This window comes from Fictibacillus sp. Mic-4 (assembly GCF_049843615.1).
GTDB classification, from domain to species: Bacteria; Bacillota; Bacilli; order Bacillales; family Fictibacillaceae; genus Fictibacillus_A; species Fictibacillus_A gelatini.
This window is the reverse complement of sequence record NZ_JBBHZM010000002.1, coordinates 15,077-37,381: the sequence shown is the minus strand read 5'-3', so window position 1 is coordinate 37,381 and position 22,305 is coordinate 15,077. Positions and strand designations below refer to the sequence as shown.

The window sequence follows — 22,305 nt, the reverse complement described above, 5'->3', positions numbered from 1 at the left end:
GCTTCTATTATCTTCAAAATCTTGTAGGCTGTAAAGGAGAACAACGAAATTTGTCGATTTTTCTTTATCCTATAATAAAAAAAGGCACTTGAGGAGTGCCTTTTTTTATTATATTAATATTGTGTTAACGTAAAAATGTCATAACCTGAAAGTTTATTGCGGCCGTCAAGATACGTGAGCTCGATCATGAAAGCGATCCCAACTACGATCCCGCCAAGTTTTTCTACTAGTTGAACGGTTGCATCAATCGTCCCGCCAGTCGCCAAAAGATCATCTGTGATGAGAACGCGCTGTCCCGGTTGAATCGCGTCTTTATGCATCGTCAACACATCTTTTCCGTACTCTTTCCCGTAGTCTACTTTCACCACTTCCCGAGGAAGCTTTCCATCTTTACGTACAGGAACAAAACCGATACCTAGCTTATAAGCGACCGGACATCCAACGATAAATCCTCTCGCCTCTGGTCCAACGACAACGTCCGCCTGGACCTTCTCTGCATATGCGGCAATATCGTCAATTGCCTTTTTGTAAACTTCTCCATCTTGCATTAAAGTCGTAATGTCTTTAAAGCGAATCCCTTCCATCGGGAAATTTTCTACGACAGAAATATACTGTTTATAATTCATTTTTAAACCTCCTGTTTCATCTTACAAGCATGTTTATTTTTAAACCAATTTTTCAAATCGTTATAGGAGGAGTAAACTAGTTCATTTTCGATTTCCACTTGTTCTAATTTTCTCCTGTATGCATTTGACTCTTGTAAATCTTTTTTCTTCGGATGGTCATTTAAGTAAATCACACCATCCTTTATTGTAACAAATTCCAGCTCAAAAAACACCCTGGACATGAATTGGATCGTCTCAGCCGACCATCCTTTTAATCGCGCCAATTCGTTTCCGTTTTTTTGCAAATTAAATGTTTTTCGTTTGTAAAGAAATTTATAATACCAGCTAAAGTGGTCACGAGACGGAATCGTCGAGAAAAAATGGTCGTTATCTTGATGAAAAACGACGTAAGTTCGCTCTGGCACAGCCGTGTTTTCTAGCAGGCAATCGAGTTCTTCTTTCGTATTCGGGACATCCAGAAAAATGACATATTTGCCTTCAAACGCCGCTTCTTTATTTGACTGCGGCATAATGACGCGTCCCTTCCATTCATGAAGCCCAAACCATTCAAGACTTTCTTCACGAAAAGCGATATAGACCGCTTTTTCTTCAGGAATGTCATGAATCCTCTTTTTAACATCCCTTATTCCGCGAAAATCGAAGAGCTGCCACTCATTAACCGCCATATCATGAATCATTAGCTGCGGCTTGCGGTAACCGTTCCATTCATTAATGGAAAGTTCACCAACGGCGGATACAGTAGAATGGTATGTCATTTCATCCATCAGGTCTCCTTTTTGAAACCCGATTGTATCAAGCACTGCTTGTCCATCGGTAAACTGCAATTTCAAATGATTAGACTGGCTTCCAATCTTTTTCATTTCCCGGATTTGCATGTCTTTAAGCAGCACTCTCGGAACAGGATTACTGACTCCAAATGGTGCAAGTTTGTTCATTTGTTCGATCGTTTCAATCGTAATATCTTCCAACCGGCATTCAATATCAACTTGTGTAATTGGCTTTAAATCCTCTTCCGCCAATTTTTCAAATGCCAACCGGTTTAAACGTTCTCTCAACTCATCAACATCATCGATGGCAAGCGTCATCCCCGCAGCCATTGGATGTCCCCCAAAATGCGGCAAAATATCACGGCACGTTGATAAATTTTCAAACATGTCAAATCCTTCAATGCTTCGCGCCGATCCTTTCGCCACCCCTTTTTCTTGATCAATGCTTAAGACGATCGTCGGCCGATAAAATTTTTCCACAAGCCTTGATGCGACAATTCCGATGACGCCAGGATTCCAATCTTCTTTTGCGACAACGAGCACGCGGTTTTCTTCCAGCGGAAAATTAGATTCGACGACATCAATCGCTTCCTTCGTCATTTCATTGACAATCGTCTGGCGGCTTTTGTTCATTTGATCAATTTCTTCGGCTAACAATTTCGCTTCCTCATGATCATCAGTAGTAAACAGTTCAACAGCGGGAATGGCCGAATCGAGGCGACCAGCAGCATTGACGCGCGGCCCGATCGCAAAACCGATATGTTCTGCATTTAAATCTTTATCATGCAAATCCGCTACCTTTAACAATGCTTTTAAACCCGGTTTATCCGTTTGTTTTAGTGCCTTGATTCCTTCGCGTGCTAATATCCGGTTCTCTCCAATAAGCGGAACAAGGTCGGCGATCGTTCCGATGGCGGCAATATCTAGCAACTGAAGAGGCGCTCGTCCTAAAAGCGCATGTGATACTTTAAAAGCGACACCAACACCCGCAAGACCTTTAAACGGGTAAGGGCAGCCCGGCTTTTTCGGATTGATGATGCTATAGGCATCGGGAAGCACAGGCGGTGGTTCATGATGGTCCGTCACGATAAAATCCAGCCCAAGTTCTTTTGCGACTTGTGCTTCATGAACAGCGCTAATACCAGTATCGACCGTAATGATTAATTGAAAGCCCTCCTCTTTTGCCCAGCGAAGGGCATTTTCATTAGGGCCGTATCCTTCTGTAAAACGATTCGGGATATAGTAATCAAAATCCGCTTGTAATTCCTTTAACGTAAATACCATGACCGATGTACTCGAGACACCATCAGCATCATAATCTCCGAAAACGAGAATTTTTTCTTTATCGGAAATGGCTTTATGTATACGTTTAACAGTTACATCCATACCGTCCATTAAAAAAGGATCGTACAAATGATCCGATCCATCAAATAAAAAATGCTCTGCATCTTCCGGTGTGTCGATTCCCCGTGACACTAAAAGCTTTGCGAGAAGCTCTGGCAGTTTTAGTGAAGAGGCTATAGTTGCTGCTTTTTCTTCATCAACGGGCAGAACGTTCCACCTCGTTTTCGCCTTTAACATAAAAATCACCTCTTAACTCGTTTATTATACTAGACGAGTTAGGAGGTGACAATGGACAATGTTTTGAAACCTATGCTTTATTCGTTGCAGGCTTTAATTTTTGTTTTTTCATTTGTTTGCTTTTCCAGACAAACCATACTTGTGAAGCGATGCAAATCGATGAGTATGCTCCGAATACTAAGCCGATCAATAGGGCGATCGAGAAATTACGGATCGATTCGCTTCCGAAAATAAGCAAAGCCAATGCCGCGATGATAACGGTTAAAACGGTATTGATCGACCGTGTAAACGTTTGGAGAATGCTGTCGTTGATCACTTTTGCCAGTTGTTCAGATGTTTTCACTTTCGATAGCTTCATATTTTCCCGAATCCGGTCAAAAACAACGATCGTATCATTGATCGAATAACCAACGATCGTTAGAACGGCGGCAACAAATGTAAGATCAACTTCAAGTCGCAAAATGCTAAATATAGCGATGATCATAAAGGCATCATGCAATAAAGCGATGATTGAAGCTAACGCCATAAGCCATTCAAAGCGGATGGAAACATAAATAATGATTCCGATCGAAGCGATCAATACGGCAAAGAGCGCATTTCGTGCCAATTCCCTTCCGATCATCGGGTCAACGGTGTTGGCATTCGTATTTTTATCCCCGTACTGCTCTTTCACTTTCGCGATTTCTTCTTTCGATAATACCCCTTTAAACGAGACACTGGCAATATTATCTTTTGCCCCGGATAGAACAACCGATTCGGGTTTTAATCCCATCTTTTCAAAATCATTTTTTATATCGATATCGTTTAGCCGATGATCACTCGTAATTTGCACACGGGTACCGCTCGAAAAATCGAGCCCCAGGTTTAATTTAAAAATGAACAAGCATAAAATGCCGGCAATCGTTATGATCGCAGAGAACATGAAGAAAATTTTTCGATGGTGCACAAAATCATATTTAAAGTTCACGGATGTCACGCTCCTTTACGCCAAAGTAACCCGGCTTCTTGTCAAGAACCCGGCTCTTCACCCAGAGTCCTAAGAAAATACGCGTTCCATAGACCGCTGTCAAAAAGCTGGCGAGGACGGAAATGATCAAGACGAGCGCGAATCCTTTAACAGAGCTTGTCCCAAAAGCAAATAATACGGCTGCCGCTAAGATCGTCGTAATGTTTGCATCAAAAATCGTCGTAAACGAGCGGCGATTCCCTGCCTTGAAGGCACTCATAACCGATTTTCCGCTCCGCATTTCATCTTTAATCCGTTCATAGGTGATAATATTGGCATCGACCGCCATCCCGATCCCGAGCACTAACGCCGCAATTCCTGGCAATGTAAGGACGGCGCCCATCGCATAAAAGAGAACGAGAATGAGCCACGTATAAATCGTTAAGGTAATAATGGCAATAAAGCCTGGAAAACGGTAATAGAACAACATAAACAAATAGATGACGGCTACGCCAATAAACGAAGCGAATAATGTGTCATGCAATGCTTCCTGTCCAAATTTCGCGCCTACTGACGTCGAGTACTTTTCAGATAGTTTTACAGGCAGCGAACCGGCATTTAAAATGTCCGCCAAATTTTGCGCTTCTTTTAAGGTAAAGTCACCCGTAATTTGAACATCTTTCGTGTTTAACACCTCATCCACCCTGGGAGCTGAAATAAATTTCGGCTTTTTTTTCGCCGCTTCTTTTTTATAGGAATCTCCTTTTTCAAAATCAAGCCAGATGACGAGCAAGTTTTTTCCAGGACCCATATCCTTTACCTTTTTCGTCACTTGAGCGAACTTATTCGCATCTTTTAATTTCAACGTAACAATCGGTCGGTTGGCCTGGTCATATCCGACTTTTGCCCCGCCGCCTTTTAAATCAGAACCGTCGAGGAGCACGTTGTCGTTCACATCACGAAACGTTAAATTCGCCTGCGTGGACAAAATCTTCCTCGCTTCGTTTTGATCTTTCACACCCGCGAGTTGAACCCGTATCCGGTCTTTTCCTTCAATCTGGATGTTCGGCTCGGATACGCCGAGGACGTTGATCCGGTTATTCAACGCCTGAACAGTACTGTTCAACGTTTCTTTATCGATTTTCTGGCCTTCTTTTGCCGGCTTGACTTGATAGAGGACTTCAAATCCTCCCTGAAGGTCGAGGCCAAGCTTAATCCCTTTAACGATTGGCCCTGTTGTAAATGCGATAAGTATTGCAAAGGCGGCTAAAAGGATAAAAAACGTAACGATATTGCCTTTTTTCTTCTTCATTAGCTGACTTTCCCCCTTCATGCTGAACTTACTAAAATACGAACCATTATGTATTGTAGTAACCTAAACTATTATATCGATTGGTGTTTTTTTCTGTCAATTTTATGTCGGTTGATGAACAATTTTTGCTCTTAAAGCAAAAATAAAGAGATCACCTCCCTACGGCTGACCTCGATAGAGCTCCGCATCTTTTTTATAAGCCTCTAATGTTAGCCAATTCATAAAATCATGGATCTTTAATGTAAGTATACAGTTAACGACTTCATACAATCTTCCTTGAAGCTTTTTCTTTTTTGACTGATGAAGGATAAATTCCCATAATTCATCTTCGGTAACACTTTCATACCCTAAACTGTGGAATTCCTCTAGCTTACTTATAATCGCAGGCTTTACATCCTCTTTCATCTGATCCATCTCATCTACAGCCATCAGGTTCACCCCTCTTTATTTATCATCGGCTTCTTTCCGTGAAATTAAAACTACTTGTCATGCTTTGTCCCACTCATCCATATAAATAGGTTAAGGATAGATGTCCTATTCTTTAGATTTCCTATTTGTTAAAGGCGGGGAGTTTGCATGTCAAAACAAACATTGGTTCAAGGGACTTTATTATTAATTTTAGCAGGATTAATTACAAAAGTGCTTGGGTTTATTAATAGAATGGTCATGGCCCGCATTATGGGCGGCGAAGGTGTTGGACTTTATATGATGGCCGTCCCCACCTTTCTTTTAACGATCACATTAACACGGCTCGGACTTCCAGTCGCTATCTCAAAATTAGTCGCCGAAGCCGACGCACAGGGTGACCGTAAAAAAATTAAACGGATTTTAGTCGTTTCCTTAGCCATTACCGGTGTACTTAGTATTATTTTTACAACGATCATGATCTCGGCTGCTCCTATTTTAGCAAACTATTTCTTTACAGACCGGCGCACCTTTTACCCATTGATCGCGATCAGCCCTGTCATCCCTATTATTGCAGTCTCTTCGGTCCTGCGCGGTTATTTCCAGGGATTGCAGAATATGCGTCCTTCCGCTTATTCACAGGTCATTGAACAAATTGTCCGCATTACATTAGTTGCCCTATTATCCAGCCTGTTCTTGCCGTATGGTGTTGAGTATGCTGCAGCAGGTGCAATGATTTCCGTTATTTTAGGAGAAGCAGCCTCTCTTCTTTATATGTTTTCCATGTTTAAAATGAAAAAGACGATGAAAGTAAGAAAAGGGTTTTTCAACCAGTTGAAAGGAGGAAAATCAACATTCAAAGAATTACTTAACATCGCCCTTCCTACAACTGGAAGCCAGCTTATCGGCTCTGTTTCTTATTTTTTCGAGCCGATTGTCGTTGCCCGCAGTTTAGCCATTGCCGGCATTAGCACTGCCGTTGCCACGAGCCAATACGGTGAATTGGAAGGCTATGTCATGCCTTTATTGTTATTACCCACATTCATTACTTATTCGTTATCAATTTCGCTAGTCCCTGCCATTAGTGAAGCAAATGCAAATAAAAATTTCGTTTTAATCGAACATCGTTTAAATCAGGCGCTTCGTCTTTCGCTCATTTCAGGTGGAATCGCAGTTATTGTCACTTATGTATTTGCCGTTCCAATTATGGATTTAATGTATGATGCACCCTCATCCGCTTCTTATTTAAAAGTGATGACGCCGCTTTTCATTTTTCTTTATTTTCAAGGGCCGCTCCAGGCTGTATTACAGGCATTAGATCTTGCGAAAGCGGCGATGATCAATAGCTTGATTGGGGCGATCGTTAAATTAGCGGCGATATTCGTCATCGCTTCAAGACCTGAATTCGGAATTATGGGAGCAGCGATTGCCATTGCCTTAGGGACAGTCGTGGTCACCCTGCTTCATTTTGCAACCGTTGTAAAAGCGATAAGTTATACGATTGTCATAAAAGACTATATAAAAGGCTTCTTATGTATTGTCGTAACTGCTTTATTTGCCGCTTTTCTTTATCGTTATATATTTCCGATGTATAGTCAGCTCATCGGAACATTATTGTGCGTTTCAATCACTACATTCTTTTATCTACTTTGCCTTTTCCTCTTTAAATTAATTAAACGCGAAGATTTAGGCCATTTCCCGATCATTAAAAGATGGATATAAAAAATAACCTTTTTTGGACAAAAAGGTTATTTTTTTTCATCCTTTAGATCAATAATCAATTGATCATGATCATCAATTACGCAAAAAGAGATGTTTTTTATATCTTTTATTCCTAATTTCTTTAATTCGCGCCGTAACCAGAAGGGGGTTTTCCCGAATTTTTCTAAATGATCTTCCTGAATTAACCCATCTAAAATAACGGGAAGCATTAATGTTTCATCTTTTTTTATGACGGATAATTTTCCCGTCGATTCTAAAATGCCGAATTCAACATCCGTTAAATTTTTAATGTTGTTTTCTCTCAGTTGGATCATTAGATCATCGAAATTATATCGCTGTTTCCTCATTTCATGCTCATCAATTTTTCCATGGTTGATAATGACCGACGGCTTTCCATCCACCAGTTCTCTCACTTTTTTACTTTTTAAAGAAAATAAAGCAAGAATCAGTTGAATCGCCATCAGGACAAAAATAGGGATTAGAGAGTATAACATTGGAAGCTTTGGGTCTTCAATAGCAATGACCGCTATTTCGGCAATCATTATCGAAACAACAAAATCGACGATGCTTAATTTCCCGATTTCACGTTTTCCCATAATTCGAAAGACGACAATGATTAGAAAATAAATGACAAGCGTTCGCAAAATAATTGTATAATATTCCAATGCCTACCCTCCTTTCCTTTTTCATATCAATGGTTAGTGTGACCATTGCAACATCTATTCATAAGTCGCAGGTTTTGGAAATCGTAAATTGGCGATATTTACTTCTATTTTTCAAACAAGCGAATATGGTTATACAAAGGACAAGTTTTTAAACAAAAAATGAGGAGGAAATATAAATGGAGACAAGGCATATGGGATCAGCTATTGTCAGAGGCTTAATCACAATTCTTATTTTAATATTATTAAGCAGCGTTATACTTTCATTAATTCTTCGCTTTTCTTCAGTTACCGAATCGAAGCTTAACTGGGTAACGTTAGCTTTATCACTCATTTCATGGTTTATAGGCGGGTTTGTCTCAGGGAAAAGCGGAAAGGAAAAAGGCTGGCTTTTAGGCGCTACGACCGCCATTGTCTTTTCTCTTCTCGTTTTTCTCGTTCAATTTCTTGGATTTGATAGCACGTTTAATTCCAAGCAATATATGTATCACGGCATTTTTCTGCTTTTAAGCATACTTGGCGGCATTATGGGCGTTAATTCAAGCCAAAAATAAAAAACCCGCTACTCGCGGGTTTTAGTTTTTATGATTGTTCTACTGTTTGCCTGATCGCATTTCGATCAAACGTTAATGTTGCGTTATGGCAACGGATGACGACTGTGTTTTCTTCAATCGCTTCAATCGTTCCATGCAAACCGCCAATCGTGACAACTTTGTCCCCTTTTTTCAGGCTAGCCTGCATTTGCTGTACGGCCTTTTGTCTTTTTTGGTTTGGCCGAATCAACAAGAAATAAAAAATGACAAACATTAAAAGAATCGGCAACAAGCTTACTAACGAGCCTCCCATTTTATTCCCCCCTTTCAAGCAGTCCAATGATTATTAAAAGTTTTTAGCGTCAGGTTTATTAAATCCGTATTGTTCAAAAAATTCGTTACGGAAATCAAGCAAGCGGTCTTCGCGAATAGCTTGTTTTACCTGCTCCATTAAGTTTACCAAAAAATAAAGGTTATGGTAACTTGTAAGTCTAAATCCAAACGTTTCATTACACTTCACTAAATGGCGAATGTATGCGCGTGAATAGTTTTTGCACGCATAACAATCGCAATGTTCATCGAGCGGCCTGTAGTCATGGGCATATTTCGCATTTCGAACGACGAGGCGTCCCTTGCTCGTCATGCATGTCCCATTTCTTGCAATGCGGGTAGGCAAAACACAATCAAACATATCAACACCGCGAATAGCACCGTCAATGAGAGAATCAGGAGACCCAACCCCCATCAAGTAACGCGGTTTATTTTGCGGCAATAATGGTGTCGTAAATTCGAGGACGCGGTTCATAATGTCTTTTGGTTCGCCAACGGATAGTCCGCCAATGGCGTATCCAGGGAAGTCAAGAGATACGAGAGATTCCGCGCTCAATTTACGAAGTTCTTCATATTCCCCGCCCTGTACGATTCCGAATAACGCTTGATCTTCAGGCCGTTTATGTGCGTTAAGGCAGCGCTCCGCCCATCTTGTTGTCCGTTCAACAGAAGCCTTCATATACTCAAATTCAGCTGGATATGGCGGACATTCGTCAAACGCCATCATAATGTCCGACCCGAGAGCATTTTGGATTTCCATTGCACCTTCTGGACTTAAAAATAGCTTTTCCCCACTTAAATGATTGCGGAAATGAACGCCTTCTTCAGTTATTTCGCGAAGGTCGCTCAGGCTAAACACTTGAAAACCGCCAGAATCGGTTAAAATCGCCCGATCCCAGTTCATGAATGGATGAAGACCACCGGCTTCGCGAACAATTTCATGTCCCGGCCTTAGCCATAAATGGTACGTATTGCTTAAAATAATTCCGGCACCAATTTCTTTCAATTCTTCCGGGCTCATCGTTTTTACAGTGGCAAGTGTCCCGACCGGCATAAAGACTGGTGTTTCGATAACTCCATGCGGGGTATGGAGCTTCCCAAGACGCGCTCCTGATTGTTTACATGTTTTAATTAATTCATAGCGGACAGCGGCTGTCATTCGTGTTTCTTTCTCCCTTCCAAAATAAGCATGGCGTCACCGAAACTGAAAAATCGATAGTTATTTTTAACGGCTTCATTATATGCCCTCAATACATTTTCTCTGCCTGCAAGTGCACTAACGAGCATAATCAATGTTGATTTCGGCAGATGGAAGTTTGTGATCATTCCATCGATCGCTCGAAATGTGTAGCCCGGATAAATGAAAATATCGGTCCAGCCTGAATCTTCATGGAATTCGCCATTAAATTTTTGCGCGATCGTCTCGAGCGTTCTTGTACTTGTCGTCCCGACAGAAATGATCCGTCCTCCTTCTTTTCTTACGCGGTTCAAAAGGTCTGCTGTTCCTTTTGTCATTTGATAAAATTCCGCATGCATATCATGCTCTTCAATCTTTTCAACCGAAACTGGCCTGAATGTACCGAGTCCGACGTGCAGGGTGATGAACGTCACATGAACACCTTTCTTTTGAATGTCTTCCAGCAATTCGGTCGTAAAATGTAATCCAGCAGTTGGAGCCGCCGCCGAACCCTGATGAACGGCATAAACGGTCTGATAACGGTCCTTTTCTTCCAACTGTTCTTTTATGTATGGCGGCAAAGGCATTTCTCCTAATGAATCGAGGATTTCATAAAAAATCCCTTCATAGCTAAATTTAAAAATTCTTCCACCTTGATCGGTTTCCTTTATGCAAGTCGCTTTAAGACGACCATCTCCAAAAGAAACAACCGTTCCGGCCTTTACCCGTTTTGCCGGCTTCACAAGCGTCTCCCATTGATCGTCTCCAATTTCTTTCAATAAAAGGACTTCGATCTTTGCTTTCGTATCTTCTTTTTCACCGTAAAGTCTTGCGGGTAATACTTTCGTATCGTTCAATACTAAACAATCGCCCGGCTCGAAATAGTCAATAATATGTTTAAATTGGTCATGCATTACTTCCCCTGTCGCCGGATCCAACACCATCAGCCTGGAAGCAGTCCGGTCTTTCAGCGGCGTTTGCGCAATTAGCTCTTCGGGCAAGTGAAAGTCAAATAAATTGATGTCCATTTTTAATCTTCACCTTACTTTTTTTCTGTTACTTAAAACGTCCGATAATGTAAAAAATCAATGATAACAATATACTGGCGACAATGCTTGTCACAATGGGAAAATATATAGTTGTGTTCCCTTTTTTGAATACGATGTCACCTGGCAATTTTCCTATAAATGTCCATAGTCCCCCGATAATAATAAAGATTATACCAACGAGAATCAATAATTTGGACATGTTCATTGCAATTTGGGCGCCTCCATTCCAAAGTAGTCATACACGTTAGCCGTTACCATTCTCCCTCTTGGCGTCCGCTGCAAAAAACCGATTTGCAAAAGGTATGGCTCATATACATCTTCAATCGTGTGCGCCTCTTCCCCAATTGTTGCTGCAATTGTCTCTAAACCAACAGGACCGCCTTTATAATGGTTAATGATCCCTTTTAATAATTTATGGTCAATATGATCCAATCCTAAACGATCGACTTGCAACAATTCAAGCGCTTTAATGGTAAGCGGAAGTGTTGCAACCTTATTCCCCTCGACCTGGGCAAAATCACGAATCCGTTTAAACAGGCGATTGGCAATACGTGGTGTTCCTCGCGACCTTCTTGCTATTTCGCTTGCAGACTCATGTTCAATCTCCATTCCAAACACTTCTCCGGTTCGTTTTACAATTTCGGTTAAGTCTTCATTTGTATAATACTCAAGTCTTGCCATTACCCCAAATCGGTCCCTTAACGGTGCGGACAAGGACCCGGCTCTTGTTGTTGCGCCAACGAGCGTAAATGGAGGAAGGTCAAGCCTGACAGATCTTGCTGTCTCCCCTTTTCCAATTACAATATCAAGGCAAAAGTCTTCCATTGCCGAATAAAGAATTTCTTCAATCGCCCGCGAAAGCCGATGAATTTCATCAATAAAAAGAACATCTCCCGCTTCAAGAGAAGTTAAAATGGCGGCAAGATCCCCCGGCCGTTCAATGGCCGGACCGCTCGTCGATCGAAAGTTGACATTCATCTCATTTGCAATAATGGCAGCCAGTGTCGTTTTTCCTAATCCTGGAGGTCCATATAATAAACAATGATCAAGCGGCTCATTTCTCATTTTCGCCGCTTGAATGAAAATCCGCAAATTTTCTTTAACCTTTTTTTGGCCAATATATTGATGCAAAAATTCCGGCCTTAAGCTTAGTTCATATAATTCTTCTTCATGATTTCCTTCAGAAGATAAAAGCCTCTCATCCATATGAATCACACTCCTAACGATTCACAAGCTTTTGTAACGCTAACCGGATATATTGGTCCGTTGTCATTTCTTCTTTTTTCAGCTCAGGTAATATTTTGTTAATTTCTTTTTTCGCATACCCTAAAGCCGCCAGCGCTTCGATCGCTTCTTCAAGACTTTCCGATGGTTCAACCGGTACATTAGCAAAAAGGCCTTCTTCAGGAACGTCGGAGGCAAAATCGGATAACTTCCCTTTTAAGTCAAGAATCATTTGCCGCGCCGTTTTCTTGCCTACTCCGGGAAACTTGATTAAAAAGGCCTCATCTTCCTTTTCGATCGCCGAAATGACTTGTTCCGGCCGACCGAAAGCGACAATAGCTAAAGCCCCTTTTGGCCCGATTCCCGAAACATTTAACAATTTAATGAAAAGATCCCGCTCTTTTCTTGTTTTAAATCCGTAAAGTGCAAGAATGTCCTCTCTGACATATTGATAAGTATAGATCGTCTCTTCATTGTCCAATTGATAAATAAACGGATTAGGGCAAAGAATTTTATATCCAATTCCCCCGGTTTTAATTACAGCATATTCTGCACATATGTATTCAATCGTTCCTCTTATATTTTCAATCAAAATTTCTTCTCTCCCACAAAATGCCGAGCATATGTTTTTATATTATCATACCATAGAGGAAGTTCGGACAAAAGAAAAAAAGAGAACAGCTCGAAACTGTTCTCTTATCTAACGTTGTTTTGGAAAGGACGTTTTACCGCATTTGTTATATCATTTAAAATCGCATTGACATCAGAAGACACTTCATTGTATGGTCGTCCCTGGCGCAGTCTTTTATCCACATTTTTAATTCGATTGACAACCGCTTTATCGGAAACGACATCAACATCTCGATTCGGTACCATACGTTTTACCGCATCATGAACCTTATCATCCAATGTTCGGTTACGAATATGTTTTGGTGTATATCCTACAATGACGGTGTTATCAGTAATAATAACGTGTGCATCGTTTACATCCTTCATAGCCGTAACTTTATCGGTAATTCGTTTGGCAAGGGCCCCGTTATAATTCCTGTCATAAGAAGTGACATTCATACGGTTATCCGTAATCGTTGTGCCAGGTCTTCTTGTTACATCATAACGGTCATTATCCGCCATATCTGTAATCGGACCTTTTGTTAAATCATAACGGTTATCTGGTTCATTTGTATAGTATCCAATCGGTCTTACATCATTATTGTAACGCGTATTTAACGCATTTTTTTTCGTATTACATCCCGCAAGTCCTGCTGCCAATGTTAAAACCGTTAAACCACAAACCATTTTCTTCAATGCAAAAAACCTCCTTTCACCAATAGAATGGCTTTTGGAGACCTTTCTTACACTGTTAGTTTTAGGTAACTTTTCCTCATGACAATTCTTTCATGAGTTTTTCTATAAATTTTTTCCGGTAGCCAAAATCATCTTTCGTAAAACGGATCATTTCACTTAATTCGTTTTTATTTCTTCTTTCCAATACGCGGTTCCATTCCCGGTACAAATCCGTCGGGAAAACCAGGGCAATTAAAAACCAGCGTTTTTCAAGGCAAGATTCAAGTACGGCATGATTTAATTTTTTCAAAAGTTGGTTTGACCAGTTCCAATAAGGCATGCATCGATTAACGTATTGAAGATAATCATATTCGTGAGGAACAACCGATAATAAATCATAATCAATAAGAATCACTTTTTTTTCCGAAAGACGAATGAAATTATGAGGTGCGACATCTCCATGACAGACGTACCCATGTTGTCTTGCGGAATTTTCAAGCTCAATTAATTCCGTTTTTGGAAGATGCTCTAACGACCATTTCCCCCATTTCATCATTTCCTTTAATTCATTTCGCATCGAATCGGATACTCTTGTTTTCGTTACATTTTCAACAAATTTATTATGGCGCTTTTTCCATTTTTTATACAAATTATAAGTCGGCAGCGATGCTAAAAGGGGGCCGGTGCCATGCAACGTGCTTTGTTTATGAAATTCATGAATGCACCTTAGACCGTGCTTAACATCACGAAAATATTTTAAATCAAGACCACTTCCCGAATAATAAGGCATAATGCCCCAATACATATTTTCTGAATACATGATTCTTTTTCGATTTGGATAGATTGTATATGTCCCGATTGAAGGATCTTTGAATTGGGAAAACCAATTGGATAACTCCAATTGATTTTTGCACTCATCTTTTGATTGAAAACCTTTTAATACGAAATTTTGAAATCTCGTTTCAACCATGCAAACATTCCATTTGATAAAATAATACGACTGAACATCTAATCCCATTGAAATTAAGCTGTTTAAAAAGAGACGATTTCGCCCGAAACCGTCTCCATATCCTTTATTGTTCATCGTTCTCTCCATGCATTTTACCTGGTTCATTTTTCGCTTGAGCCTGGCTGTATGGATTTGGCATGTTTTCGGACATATTTGCATGCATTCCCGCGAATCCTCTCGGCTGCATCGTCACATCAGGAGAGGTCGGCATTGGTTCATACATCTGTGGAACCTGGCTATATTGGGACATAAACGGCATTTGGTAACCGCCGTAATAATCCATTGGTATTCTCGTTTCGCCTAAAGGCATTTGCCCCGGCATCATTTGTGGATGATAGCTTCCATACATGTCATATTGCGGTCCGGATGGAGAATACATCGATCCATGTGTCGGTGCCGGCATATGGCCATATGATGGTCCACCCGGTATTTGACTATGGGACATTTGCTGCGGCCCTTGCGGCATATATGGACTTCCCATTGGTGATCCTGCCTGTTGCTGACCTGTTCCCATTGTTCCATAAGGTGAAGCACCTCCTCCATAAGGTGCAGGCGGCATATAAGGAGCAGTTCCTGAATACGCTGGCTTGCCGCTTTGAACATGTGTCATTCCCTGATCCATTCCCGGCGTCTGCATTGCCTGATAGTCATGACCAGGCATCGTATACTCTTGCGGCGGGTCAAGATGTCCATATGGCTGGCCAAACATTGTTGGCATCCCTGTGTACATTTGATTCATCATTGTCGAAGATTCTTCAATAAGAAATGGATGTTTTGCGAGATGAAGATCCATCCCATCTTTCCCATATTCCTGGTTTGGCGCCATATACATAGGTGGAACATAATTTATATTTTGTGGATAAGGAGCGGGATTCGGGTGACTCCAGTGCAAGTTTGGTGGTATGGATGAAGATTCCGCAAGTCCGATAAAATCTTTTTCATGCATAGGTGTTAATGGTTTCGGTATATACATTGGCTGCATATCTTTAGAAGGATGAATCGGCGCAGCAGGAATTTCGGCTTTTCCCGGCACCGGTGCAGCGGGCATTTCTGCTTTCCCTGGCATAACCGGAATTGGCGCGGCGGGCATTTCCGCCTTACCTGGCATGACCGGAATTGGATGAGCAATTGGCGGCATTGGTAGAGGGATATCCTTTTTAGCCGCTTCTTTTTGAACAACGACATCTTTTTTAGGAGGCACTGTTTCTTTCAGTGGGACATTTTTAGGAATCTCTTCTTTTATCGGTATATTTTTTGGAATTTCTTTTGCTGGTACTTCTTTTTTTACTTCTTTCGGCACTTCTTTTTTCGGCATAAATTTTGGCACAACTTTTGGAATAACTTTCGGCACTGCTTTTGGCACTTCTTTTTTTAGAAACTCTTTAAGAGGCTGTTCCTTTTTCGGAGCTTCTTTTTTTGGCACTTCCTTTTTCGGTGCTTCTTTTATCGGCATCTCCTTTTTAGGCATTTCTTTTACCGGCATTTCCTTTTTAGGCATTTCTTTCGGTGCCTCTTTTTTAAACCCCGGCATTTTAAATGGCGTTTTCTTTTTTTCATAACGATTGATCACAACTTCCGGTGACGGTATTTTCACTTTCGAACCGCGTTCAAGTTCCCCTGTGCCAATACCGATATTTACATTTTTAATTTCTTCAACGGAGACATTGTATTTATTTGCAATTTTCTCTAACGTATCTCCTTTTTGCACAATGTGAATTCTCACGAGAACAAAACTCCCTCCTGCCAAATTTCTTTACAGTATATGAAAAATTAGGCATTTTGCTACTCACATTTCGTCCTCTACAAATTTATGCCTCTTTTTTTACCCTTATGACATAAGAAAAGTGAAGGCGAATGCCTTCACTTTTCGAAATTATGCACGATCAAGCATGCGGTTTAATGCACAAATAGCATACTCGGACGTTTCTTTATCTACTTTAATTTCATTTATTAATTTTCCTTTTTCAATCGATTCAAGTGCCCACAGTAAATGCGGAAGATCGATTCGGTTCATCGTCAAACAAGGGCACATGTTTGGATTAAGGGAAATGACTGTTTTATCCGTGTGGTGTTTTGCTAAACGGTTAACAAGATTCATTTCCGTACCGATCGCCCAGCTGCTGCCTGCCGGAGCCTTTTCTAATTGCTGGATGATATAATTCGTTGATCCTGCGAAATCAGCTTGTTGAACTACTTCCCAGCTACATTCTGGGTGAACAATCACGTTCATATCAGGATTTTTCCGGCGAATGTCGTTTATGTTTTCGACCGTAAACTTTTCATGAACCGAACAATGTCCTTTCCACAAAATGACTTTTATATTTTGGACATCTCCATCATATTCTAATTGCTCGGCTATGGGGTCCCAAATGGCCATTTCGTTAAGCGGGATTCCAATTTGATAAGCGGTATTTCTTCCAAGATGCTGATCTGGCAAAAATAAGATGCGTTCTTGCTGGGTGAATGCCCACCGAACCATTTTCTCCGCATTCGAAGAAGTGACCGTTGCACCGCCATGTTTTCCGCAAAACGCTTTAATAGCCGCTGTTGAATTGACATATGTCAATGGTAAAATTGTGTCGCCAAAAAGGGTTTGCAGCTTTTCCCACGCCCGTTCGGTTTGATAAATGTCCGCCATATCGGCCATTGAACAGCCCGCCCGCATATCCGGAAGAATGACCTTTTGCCTCTCTTCAGTTAAAATATCCGCCGTTTCTGCCATAAAATGAACGCCACAAAAGACAATATACTCGGCTTCCTTATTTTGAGCGGCAAGTTGTGCAAGTTGAAGTGAATCTCCCGTAGCATCGGCAAATTGAATCACTTCATCTTTTTGATAATGGTGGCCCGGAATATATAAACGTGCACCGAACAATTCTTTAATTTCTCGTACCCGCTCTTCCATCTGGCGATTATTCATTGAGAGATAGTTGTCAGGAAGACTGGATTTAAGTTGAAAAGCTTCCAATACGCTCATCTTTCATTCCTCCACTTATATTTAAACTAATATCAAGCGAAACAGCTGAATGGGTTAACATTCCTAAGGAAATATAATCAACACCCGTTTTTCCATACTCGGCCAAATTTGAAAGCGTAATTCCTCCGGATGCTTCTGTCATAATCGATTCAGGTACAAGCTTTATAAATTCTTTAATTTCTTCCGGAGAACGGTTATCAAACATGATGACATCTGCCCCGGCCTGGACAGCTTCTTCAACTTGTTCTCTTTTTTCTGTTTCGACTAAAATTTTCACCATGTGTCCTAATTTTTCTTTCACCTGGCAAACGGCATTTGTAATGCTTCCCGTGTGCGCAATATGATTATCTTTAATCATGACGCCATCATATAGTCCCAATCGGTGATTGAAGCCGCCTCCGCATGTGACCGCATATTTTTCAAACATTCGAAGACCTGGCGTCGTCTTTCTCGTATCACAAATTCTTGTATGCTCACTATTTACGGTATCAACCGCTATTTTTGTCAATGTTGCCACACCTGACATCCGTTGTATTAAGTTTAAAATGACACGTTCTCCCGTGAGCAAAGCCTGAACCGGCCCTTTTACTAGTGCGAGCAACTGTCCTTCTTCTATTGGATCTCCGTCTTTTATGAATGGAGTGATTTCAAAGCGGTCATCAAGCAGGCGATAACCTTCACCTAAAACGTCAACTCCGCAAAACACTCCTTTTTGTTTGGCGATCAACCGGCCCTCCGCCCAATCATTTTCGGAAAAAAGGGTGGAGCTTGTTAAATCGCCTTCTCCTATATCTTCAAGAAAGAACTCTTGCAATTTCTTTTTCACTTGTAACGTATTCATCGTTAACCTTCTTTCTAATCAGTTGTCGTTTCAGCCATTCTTGATCATTTGGAACAGGGTAATCGCTCCTATAATGCCCACCTCTGCTTTCCGTCCGCATAAGTGCCGATGTTGCAGTAAGCCATCCGACAGTAAGCATATTGATCACTTCAAGATCATAGGTCGAACAAAACATATTACATTTACTAAAGTCAAAGCTTTCAAACCATGAAATCGCTTCTTTTAATTCTACGGGATGACGAACGATGCCAGCCTTTTCGCCCATTGTCTTTTTAATCGCCAATTTATCAGGAAGAATTAATGGCGAATACGTTGATGGAATCGTATAAACCGGTTGTGCCATGTCACAATCAGCAGATAAAATATGCGTTGCCGTCCGTTTGGCAAATACCATTCCTTCTAACAGTGAATTACTTGCGAGCCGATTTGCGCCGTGAACCCCTGTGCGTGCGACTTCTCCGATCGCGTACAAATGCGGAATCGATGTTTCTCCCCATTCATCGGTTATGACACCGCCCATCGAAAAATGGGCCCCTGGCTTAATGGGAATACGTCCGTTTTCAATCGGTATGTTAGCTTTTTCACAAAGTTTTGTAATCGAAGGAAATCGCGTTGTGAAATCTTTCACCGCTGTAATATCAAGATATACGGGCAAACCTTCTTCCATTTTTTCGAATATCGCCCGCGCCACGATATCGCGTGGAGCTAAGTCTTCAAGAGGGTGCCTCCCTTCCATAATTGGCGTCCCATCTTCCGTCACAAGACGTGCACCTTCCCCGCGAACCGCTTCAGAAACAAGACCGTGCACTTTTCCTTGAGAATAAAGCATCGTCGGATGGAACTGGACAAATTCTAAATCTGATAAAGCTGCACCGGCTCGATAAGCCATTGCTATCCCGTCCCCGGTAATCGTTTCGTCATTGGACGTCACTTCATATAATCCGGCCATCCCCCCGGTTGCCAAAATAATATGTTTGGCATAGTAAAAATGAATATTGTCATCTTTATTTTTTGTCCAAACACCGATACATTTGCCATCCTGTATGATCAAGTCACCAGCAAATTCGTGTTCTTCTATTCTTATGCTTTTCCTGAGCCGATCGTAGAGCGTCTTGACGATAAAAGCGCCGGTCTGGTCCCCGCCGGCATGGACGATTCGCGGATAGCGGTGCCCCCCTTCCCTGCCGAGAGAAAGACCGCCACTCGCGGTTTTATCAAAAGGAACGCCGATCGAAACAAGCCGTTCGATAATATCCGGTGCTTCCTGGACTAATAACTCTGTTAACGTTGCTTCATTATGAAAACATCCTGCTGTTATCGTATCGAGAAAATGATCGGTCCAATGGTCATTCGGATCAATGGAAGCTGATATGCCCCCTTGTGCATAATACGAATTGCTTTGTTGAAAGGTTGACTTTGTGATAATTGTCACATTTAATTTCGTACGCAAAAAATCTGCTGCCATTAAACCGGCAACACCAGAGCCGATGATGAGTACATCACTTTGAGTTACATTCATGCCTATCCCACCACCAATTTTTGGTTTAGTTAACACCTGTCTTGACACTTATCTTTACACAGATTTAAACTTATGACAAGAGTTTTTTTAAGAAAGGTTGGAAATTCCATCGTTTAAGAAAAGAGGATGAAAAATGATTTATTTAGATTATGCTGCGACGACGCCAATGTCAGAAGAAGCCCTTAATGCATACACTCAAACTGCGAAAAACTTTTTTGGAAATACAGAAAGCCTTCACAATATCGGAACAAAGGCTCATGACTTAGTAGAATATGCAAGAAGGGAACTCGCGGGCTGTTTTGGCGGCACGTCGGAAGGAATTACGTTTACAAGCGGCGGCTCAGAAGGAAACTTCCTGGCGATTACGAGCCTTGTTCGCGGCTATCAACATAAGGGAAGACATATCATCAGTACCCACCTTGAACATAGCTCGGTTAAACATACACTTGGCTATTTACAAGATCAAGGTTTTGATGTGACCTATATCAATGTTGGTTCAGATGGGCGTGTTTCTCTTTCGGAAGTAAGGAAGCACTTGCGTGAAGATTCAATTCTAGTCACAATTCATCATGGAAACAGTGAAATTGGAACGATCCAACCTCTTGAAGAAATCGGACGCTTTTTAAAAGAACAAGGCATATTGTTTCATAGCGACTGTGTCCAAACGTTCGGAAAGATTCCATTAGATGTAAGAAAAATGAATCTGGATGCCATCACTCTCTCCGCTCATAAAATTTACGGACCAAAAGGGGTTGGGGCGCTTTATATTTCACCTGAACGTTCCAGTCGGCCGTTTCTTTCCGGGGTTACCCATGAAAAAGGGATGCGTCCCGGAACGCTCAATACACCGGGAATCGTCTCTTTCGTAACCGCTGCCCAATCGATGGTGGCTAAGATGAAGGAATGGCAAACTCATGTTGAAAAACTGCGCTCCTATTTTTTATCGCGTATAATGGATAGAGACGAGCTATTTTTTTATGAAGGGCATAACGACTATTCGTTACCTCACTATATTCCGATTCGAATTATAGGAATGGAAGGGCAGCTTGCTATGCTTGAATTAAACCGGCGCCAAATTGCCGTCTCAACCGGTTCTGCATGCCAGGTCGGGAAACAAAACCCTTCCCCCTCTCTTCTAGCGATCGGAAGAACACCTGACGAGGCACGCGAACTCATTAGAATGACACTCGGATGGCAAACGACGAAAGAAGATATAGAAGTGGTCACACAAGCATTTCAAGATATAGCTCAAAGTTATTTAGCGAAAAGGAGTTGACCATTCATTGAAAGAAGAAAAGATTTTAGGAGAGGACAGGCGGTCGCTACTTTTAAAATGGCTTAAAGAAAGCGACAAGCCTCTTAAAGGAAGCGAATTAGCTTCCAAAACGAATGTATCAAGACAAGTGATTGTCCAGGACATATCTCTTTTAAAAGCGAAAAAGGAGCCGATTATCGCTACTTCACAAGGGTATGTCTATATAAAGAACGAACCGAAGGATAAACCATACATTCAAGTTATCGCCTCCATTCATACACCCGGGCAAACAAAAGATGAGCTTTTCACGATCGTCGATCATGGCGTAACGGTAAAAGATGTAATGGTTGAACATCCGATATACGGAGATTTAACAGCCTCTCTTATGTTAAGCAACCGGAAGGAAGTGGAAGATTTCATGGAACGCTTAAAAGAAACCAATGCCGTTCTTTTAAGCGTATTGACAGAGGGCATCCACCTCCATACGCTTGAGGCACCTTCCAAAAAGCAACTGGATGCAGTATGCGAGGCATTAAGGATAAAAGGCTACTTGTTTGAACAAAGCTGATGAGAACAAAGGGCATAAAAAAGAGGCTGTATTTCAGCTTCTTTTTTATGCCCCTGAGCCAATCACTTCAACTCGTTCAACGGCTTCCATTTTTTTCAGCGTTGTTAACAGGTCATTAATTTCACCTTTTAATGCATTTGTTTCGATTGTTAAGGTGACATTCGCCCTTCCTTGAAGCGGAATGGTTTGATTAATTGTAAGAACATTGCATCCCATGCTGGCCACTACCGTTAGCAGGCTGGATAGTGCACCTGAGCGGTCTTCTAAATTAATGAACAATGTAATGATCTTTTCCCTCACCATCGTATGGAAAGGGAAGATTCCGTCGCGGTATTTATAAAACGCACTGCGGCTTAAACCAACCTGCGCAGCCGCTTCTGCAACCGTTTTCACTTTTCCTCTTTCAATTAACGATTTTGCCTCCAATGCCTTTTGCATCGATTCCGACAAAACATCTTCTCGAACCATGTAAAATTGGTGTTCCTTCATCATTTTTAACCCCCATCATTCTTCACCCT

At 41.4% G+C, this 22,305-nt stretch carries 21 protein-coding genes and 1 pseudogene; 4 read left to right on the top strand and 18 right to left on the bottom strand.

The window, feature by feature from the left end; translation table 11 throughout:
* Positions 1–113 precede the first annotated feature (113 nt).
* The 4 genes and pseudogenes from WD019_RS02735 to WD019_RS02720 all read right to left on the bottom strand — a co-directional run bounded on the left by WD019_RS02735 (position 114) and on the right by WD019_RS02720 (position 5,661).
* Positions 114–626, bottom strand: coding sequence for an adenine phosphoribosyltransferase (locus WD019_RS02735; protein ID WP_026676415.1), 513 nt, complete (start codon positions 624–626; stop codon positions 114–116).
* Between the two features lie 2 nt (positions 627–628).
* Positions 629–2,974 carry a single-stranded-DNA-specific exonuclease RecJ gene (gene recJ, locus WD019_RS02730; RefSeq protein WP_425710579.1) on the bottom strand — a complete coding sequence of 782 codons (2,346 nt, stop codon included), beginning with the start codon at positions 2,972–2,974 and terminating at the stop codon, positions 629–631.
* Between the two features lie 70 nt (positions 2,975–3,044).
* Positions 3,045–5,232, bottom strand: a pseudogene (gene secDF / locus WD019_RS02725) (protein translocase subunit SecDF).
* A gap of 159 nt (positions 5,233–5,391) precedes the next feature.
* A complete protein-coding gene (locus WD019_RS02720) occupies positions 5,392–5,661 on the bottom strand; it encodes a post-transcriptional regulator (RefSeq protein ID WP_051291246.1) in 270 nt (89 codons plus the stop codon).
* Between the two features lie 147 nt (positions 5,662–5,808).
* Between WD019_RS02720 and spoVB the strand changes: the two genes are divergently transcribed.
* Positions 5,809–7,359, top strand: coding sequence for a stage V sporulation protein B (gene spoVB, locus WD019_RS02715; protein ID WP_425710578.1), 1,551 nt, complete (start codon positions 5,809–5,811; stop codon positions 7,357–7,359).
* Between the two features lie 26 nt (positions 7,360–7,385).
* Here the strand turns inward: spoVB and WD019_RS02710 are convergent, their stop codons facing one another.
* A complete protein-coding gene (locus WD019_RS02710; protein ID WP_026676419.1) occupies positions 7,386–8,024 on the bottom strand; it encodes a DUF421 domain-containing protein in 639 nt (212 codons plus the stop codon).
* 176 nt (positions 8,025–8,200) lie between these two features.
* Here WD019_RS02710 and WD019_RS02705 point away from each other — a divergent pair, with 176 nt between their 5' ends.
* Entirely contained in the window at positions 8,201–8,575 is a 375-nt protein-coding gene (locus WD019_RS02705; protein WP_026676420.1) for a TIGR04086 family membrane protein, read from the top strand.
* A gap of 28 nt (positions 8,576–8,603) precedes the next feature.
* On the opposite strand, the gene yajC is transcribed toward WD019_RS02705, so the two are convergent.
* The 12 genes from yajC to nadB all read right to left on the bottom strand — a co-directional run bounded on the left by yajC (position 8,604) and on the right by nadB (position 19,964).
* Positions 8,604–8,867, bottom strand: a complete 264-nt coding sequence (yajC, locus tag WD019_RS02700) for a preprotein translocase subunit YajC (RefSeq protein WP_035350001.1) — start codon at positions 8,865–8,867, stop codon at positions 8,604–8,606.
* 33 nt (positions 8,868–8,900) lie between these two features.
* A complete protein-coding gene (gene tgt / locus WD019_RS02695; protein ID WP_425710577.1) occupies positions 8,901–10,043 on the bottom strand; it encodes a tRNA guanosine(34) transglycosylase Tgt in 1,143 nt (380 codons plus the stop codon).
* Complete coding sequence (gene queA / locus WD019_RS02690) at positions 10,040–11,089, bottom strand: tRNA preQ1(34) S-adenosylmethionine ribosyltransferase-isomerase QueA (protein ID WP_425710576.1); 1,050 nt, start codon at positions 11,087–11,089, stop codon at positions 10,040–10,042. The genes tgt and queA overlap by 4 nt, the downstream gene beginning before the upstream one ends.
* A 28-nt stretch (positions 11,090–11,117) precedes the next feature.
* On the bottom strand, positions 11,118–11,309 hold the full coding sequence (locus WD019_RS02685; protein ID WP_081412581.1) for a DUF2905 domain-containing protein: 192 nt from the start codon (positions 11,307–11,309) through the stop codon (positions 11,118–11,120).
* A 2-nt stretch (positions 11,310–11,311) separates the two neighbouring features.
* The gene (gene ruvB / locus WD019_RS02680) at positions 11,312–12,316 is read right to left on the bottom strand and encodes a Holliday junction branch migration DNA helicase RuvB (RefSeq protein ID WP_026676424.1); all 1,005 of its coding nucleotides are present in this window, start codon (positions 12,314–12,316) and stop codon (positions 11,312–11,314) included.
* A 13-nt stretch (positions 12,317–12,329) separates the two neighbouring features.
* Complete coding sequence (gene ruvA, locus WD019_RS02675; RefSeq protein ID WP_026676425.1) at positions 12,330–12,926, bottom strand: Holliday junction branch migration protein RuvA; 597 nt, start codon at positions 12,924–12,926, stop codon at positions 12,330–12,332.
* Positions 12,927–13,030: 104 nt separating this feature from the next.
* Positions 13,031–13,630 (bottom strand): YhcN/YlaJ family sporulation lipoprotein, encoded by a 600-nt coding sequence (locus WD019_RS02670; RefSeq protein WP_245595191.1) that lies wholly within the window; start codon positions 13,628–13,630, stop codon positions 13,031–13,033.
* 85 nt (positions 13,631–13,715) lie between these two features.
* Positions 13,716–14,702 carry a hypothetical protein gene (locus tag WD019_RS02665; RefSeq protein ID WP_026676427.1) on the bottom strand — a complete coding sequence of 329 codons (987 nt, stop codon included), beginning with the start codon at positions 14,700–14,702 and terminating at the stop codon, positions 13,716–13,718.
* A complete protein-coding gene (locus WD019_RS02660; RefSeq protein WP_425710575.1) occupies positions 14,692–16,350 on the bottom strand; it encodes a LysM peptidoglycan-binding domain-containing protein in 1,659 nt (552 codons plus the stop codon). The genes WD019_RS02665 and WD019_RS02660 overlap by 11 nt, the downstream gene beginning before the upstream one ends.
* A gap of 150 nt (positions 16,351–16,500) precedes the next feature.
* Entirely contained in the window at positions 16,501–17,604 is a 1,104-nt protein-coding gene (gene nadA, locus WD019_RS02655; RefSeq protein ID WP_425710574.1) for a quinolinate synthase NadA, read from the bottom strand.
* The gene (gene nadC, locus WD019_RS02650) at positions 17,576–18,445 is read right to left on the bottom strand and encodes a carboxylating nicotinate-nucleotide diphosphorylase (RefSeq protein ID WP_425710573.1); all 870 of its coding nucleotides are present in this window, start codon (positions 18,443–18,445) and stop codon (positions 17,576–17,578) included. Before nadC ends, nadA begins: the two co-directional genes overlap by 29 nt.
* The gene (gene nadB / locus WD019_RS02645; RefSeq protein WP_425710572.1) at positions 18,399–19,964 is read right to left on the bottom strand and encodes an L-aspartate oxidase; all 1,566 of its coding nucleotides are present in this window, start codon (positions 19,962–19,964) and stop codon (positions 18,399–18,401) included. Before nadB ends, nadC begins: the two co-directional genes overlap by 47 nt.
* 133 nt (positions 19,965–20,097) lie before the next feature.
* Between nadB and WD019_RS02640 the strand changes: the two genes are divergently transcribed.
* Entirely contained in the window at positions 20,098–21,240 is a 1,143-nt protein-coding gene (locus WD019_RS02640; protein WP_425710571.1) for an IscS subfamily cysteine desulfurase, read from the top strand.
* A gap of 7 nt (positions 21,241–21,247) precedes the next feature.
* On the top strand, positions 21,248–21,787 hold the full coding sequence (locus WD019_RS02635) for a transcription repressor NadR (protein ID WP_425710570.1): 540 nt from the start codon (positions 21,248–21,250) through the stop codon (positions 21,785–21,787).
* Between the two features lie 45 nt (positions 21,788–21,832).
* On the opposite strand, the gene WD019_RS02630 is transcribed toward WD019_RS02635, so the two are convergent.
* Complete coding sequence (locus WD019_RS02630; protein ID WP_026676433.1) at positions 21,833–22,276, bottom strand: ACT domain-containing protein; 444 nt, start codon at positions 22,274–22,276, stop codon at positions 21,833–21,835.
* Between the last annotated feature and the right edge of the window lie 29 nt (positions 22,277–22,305).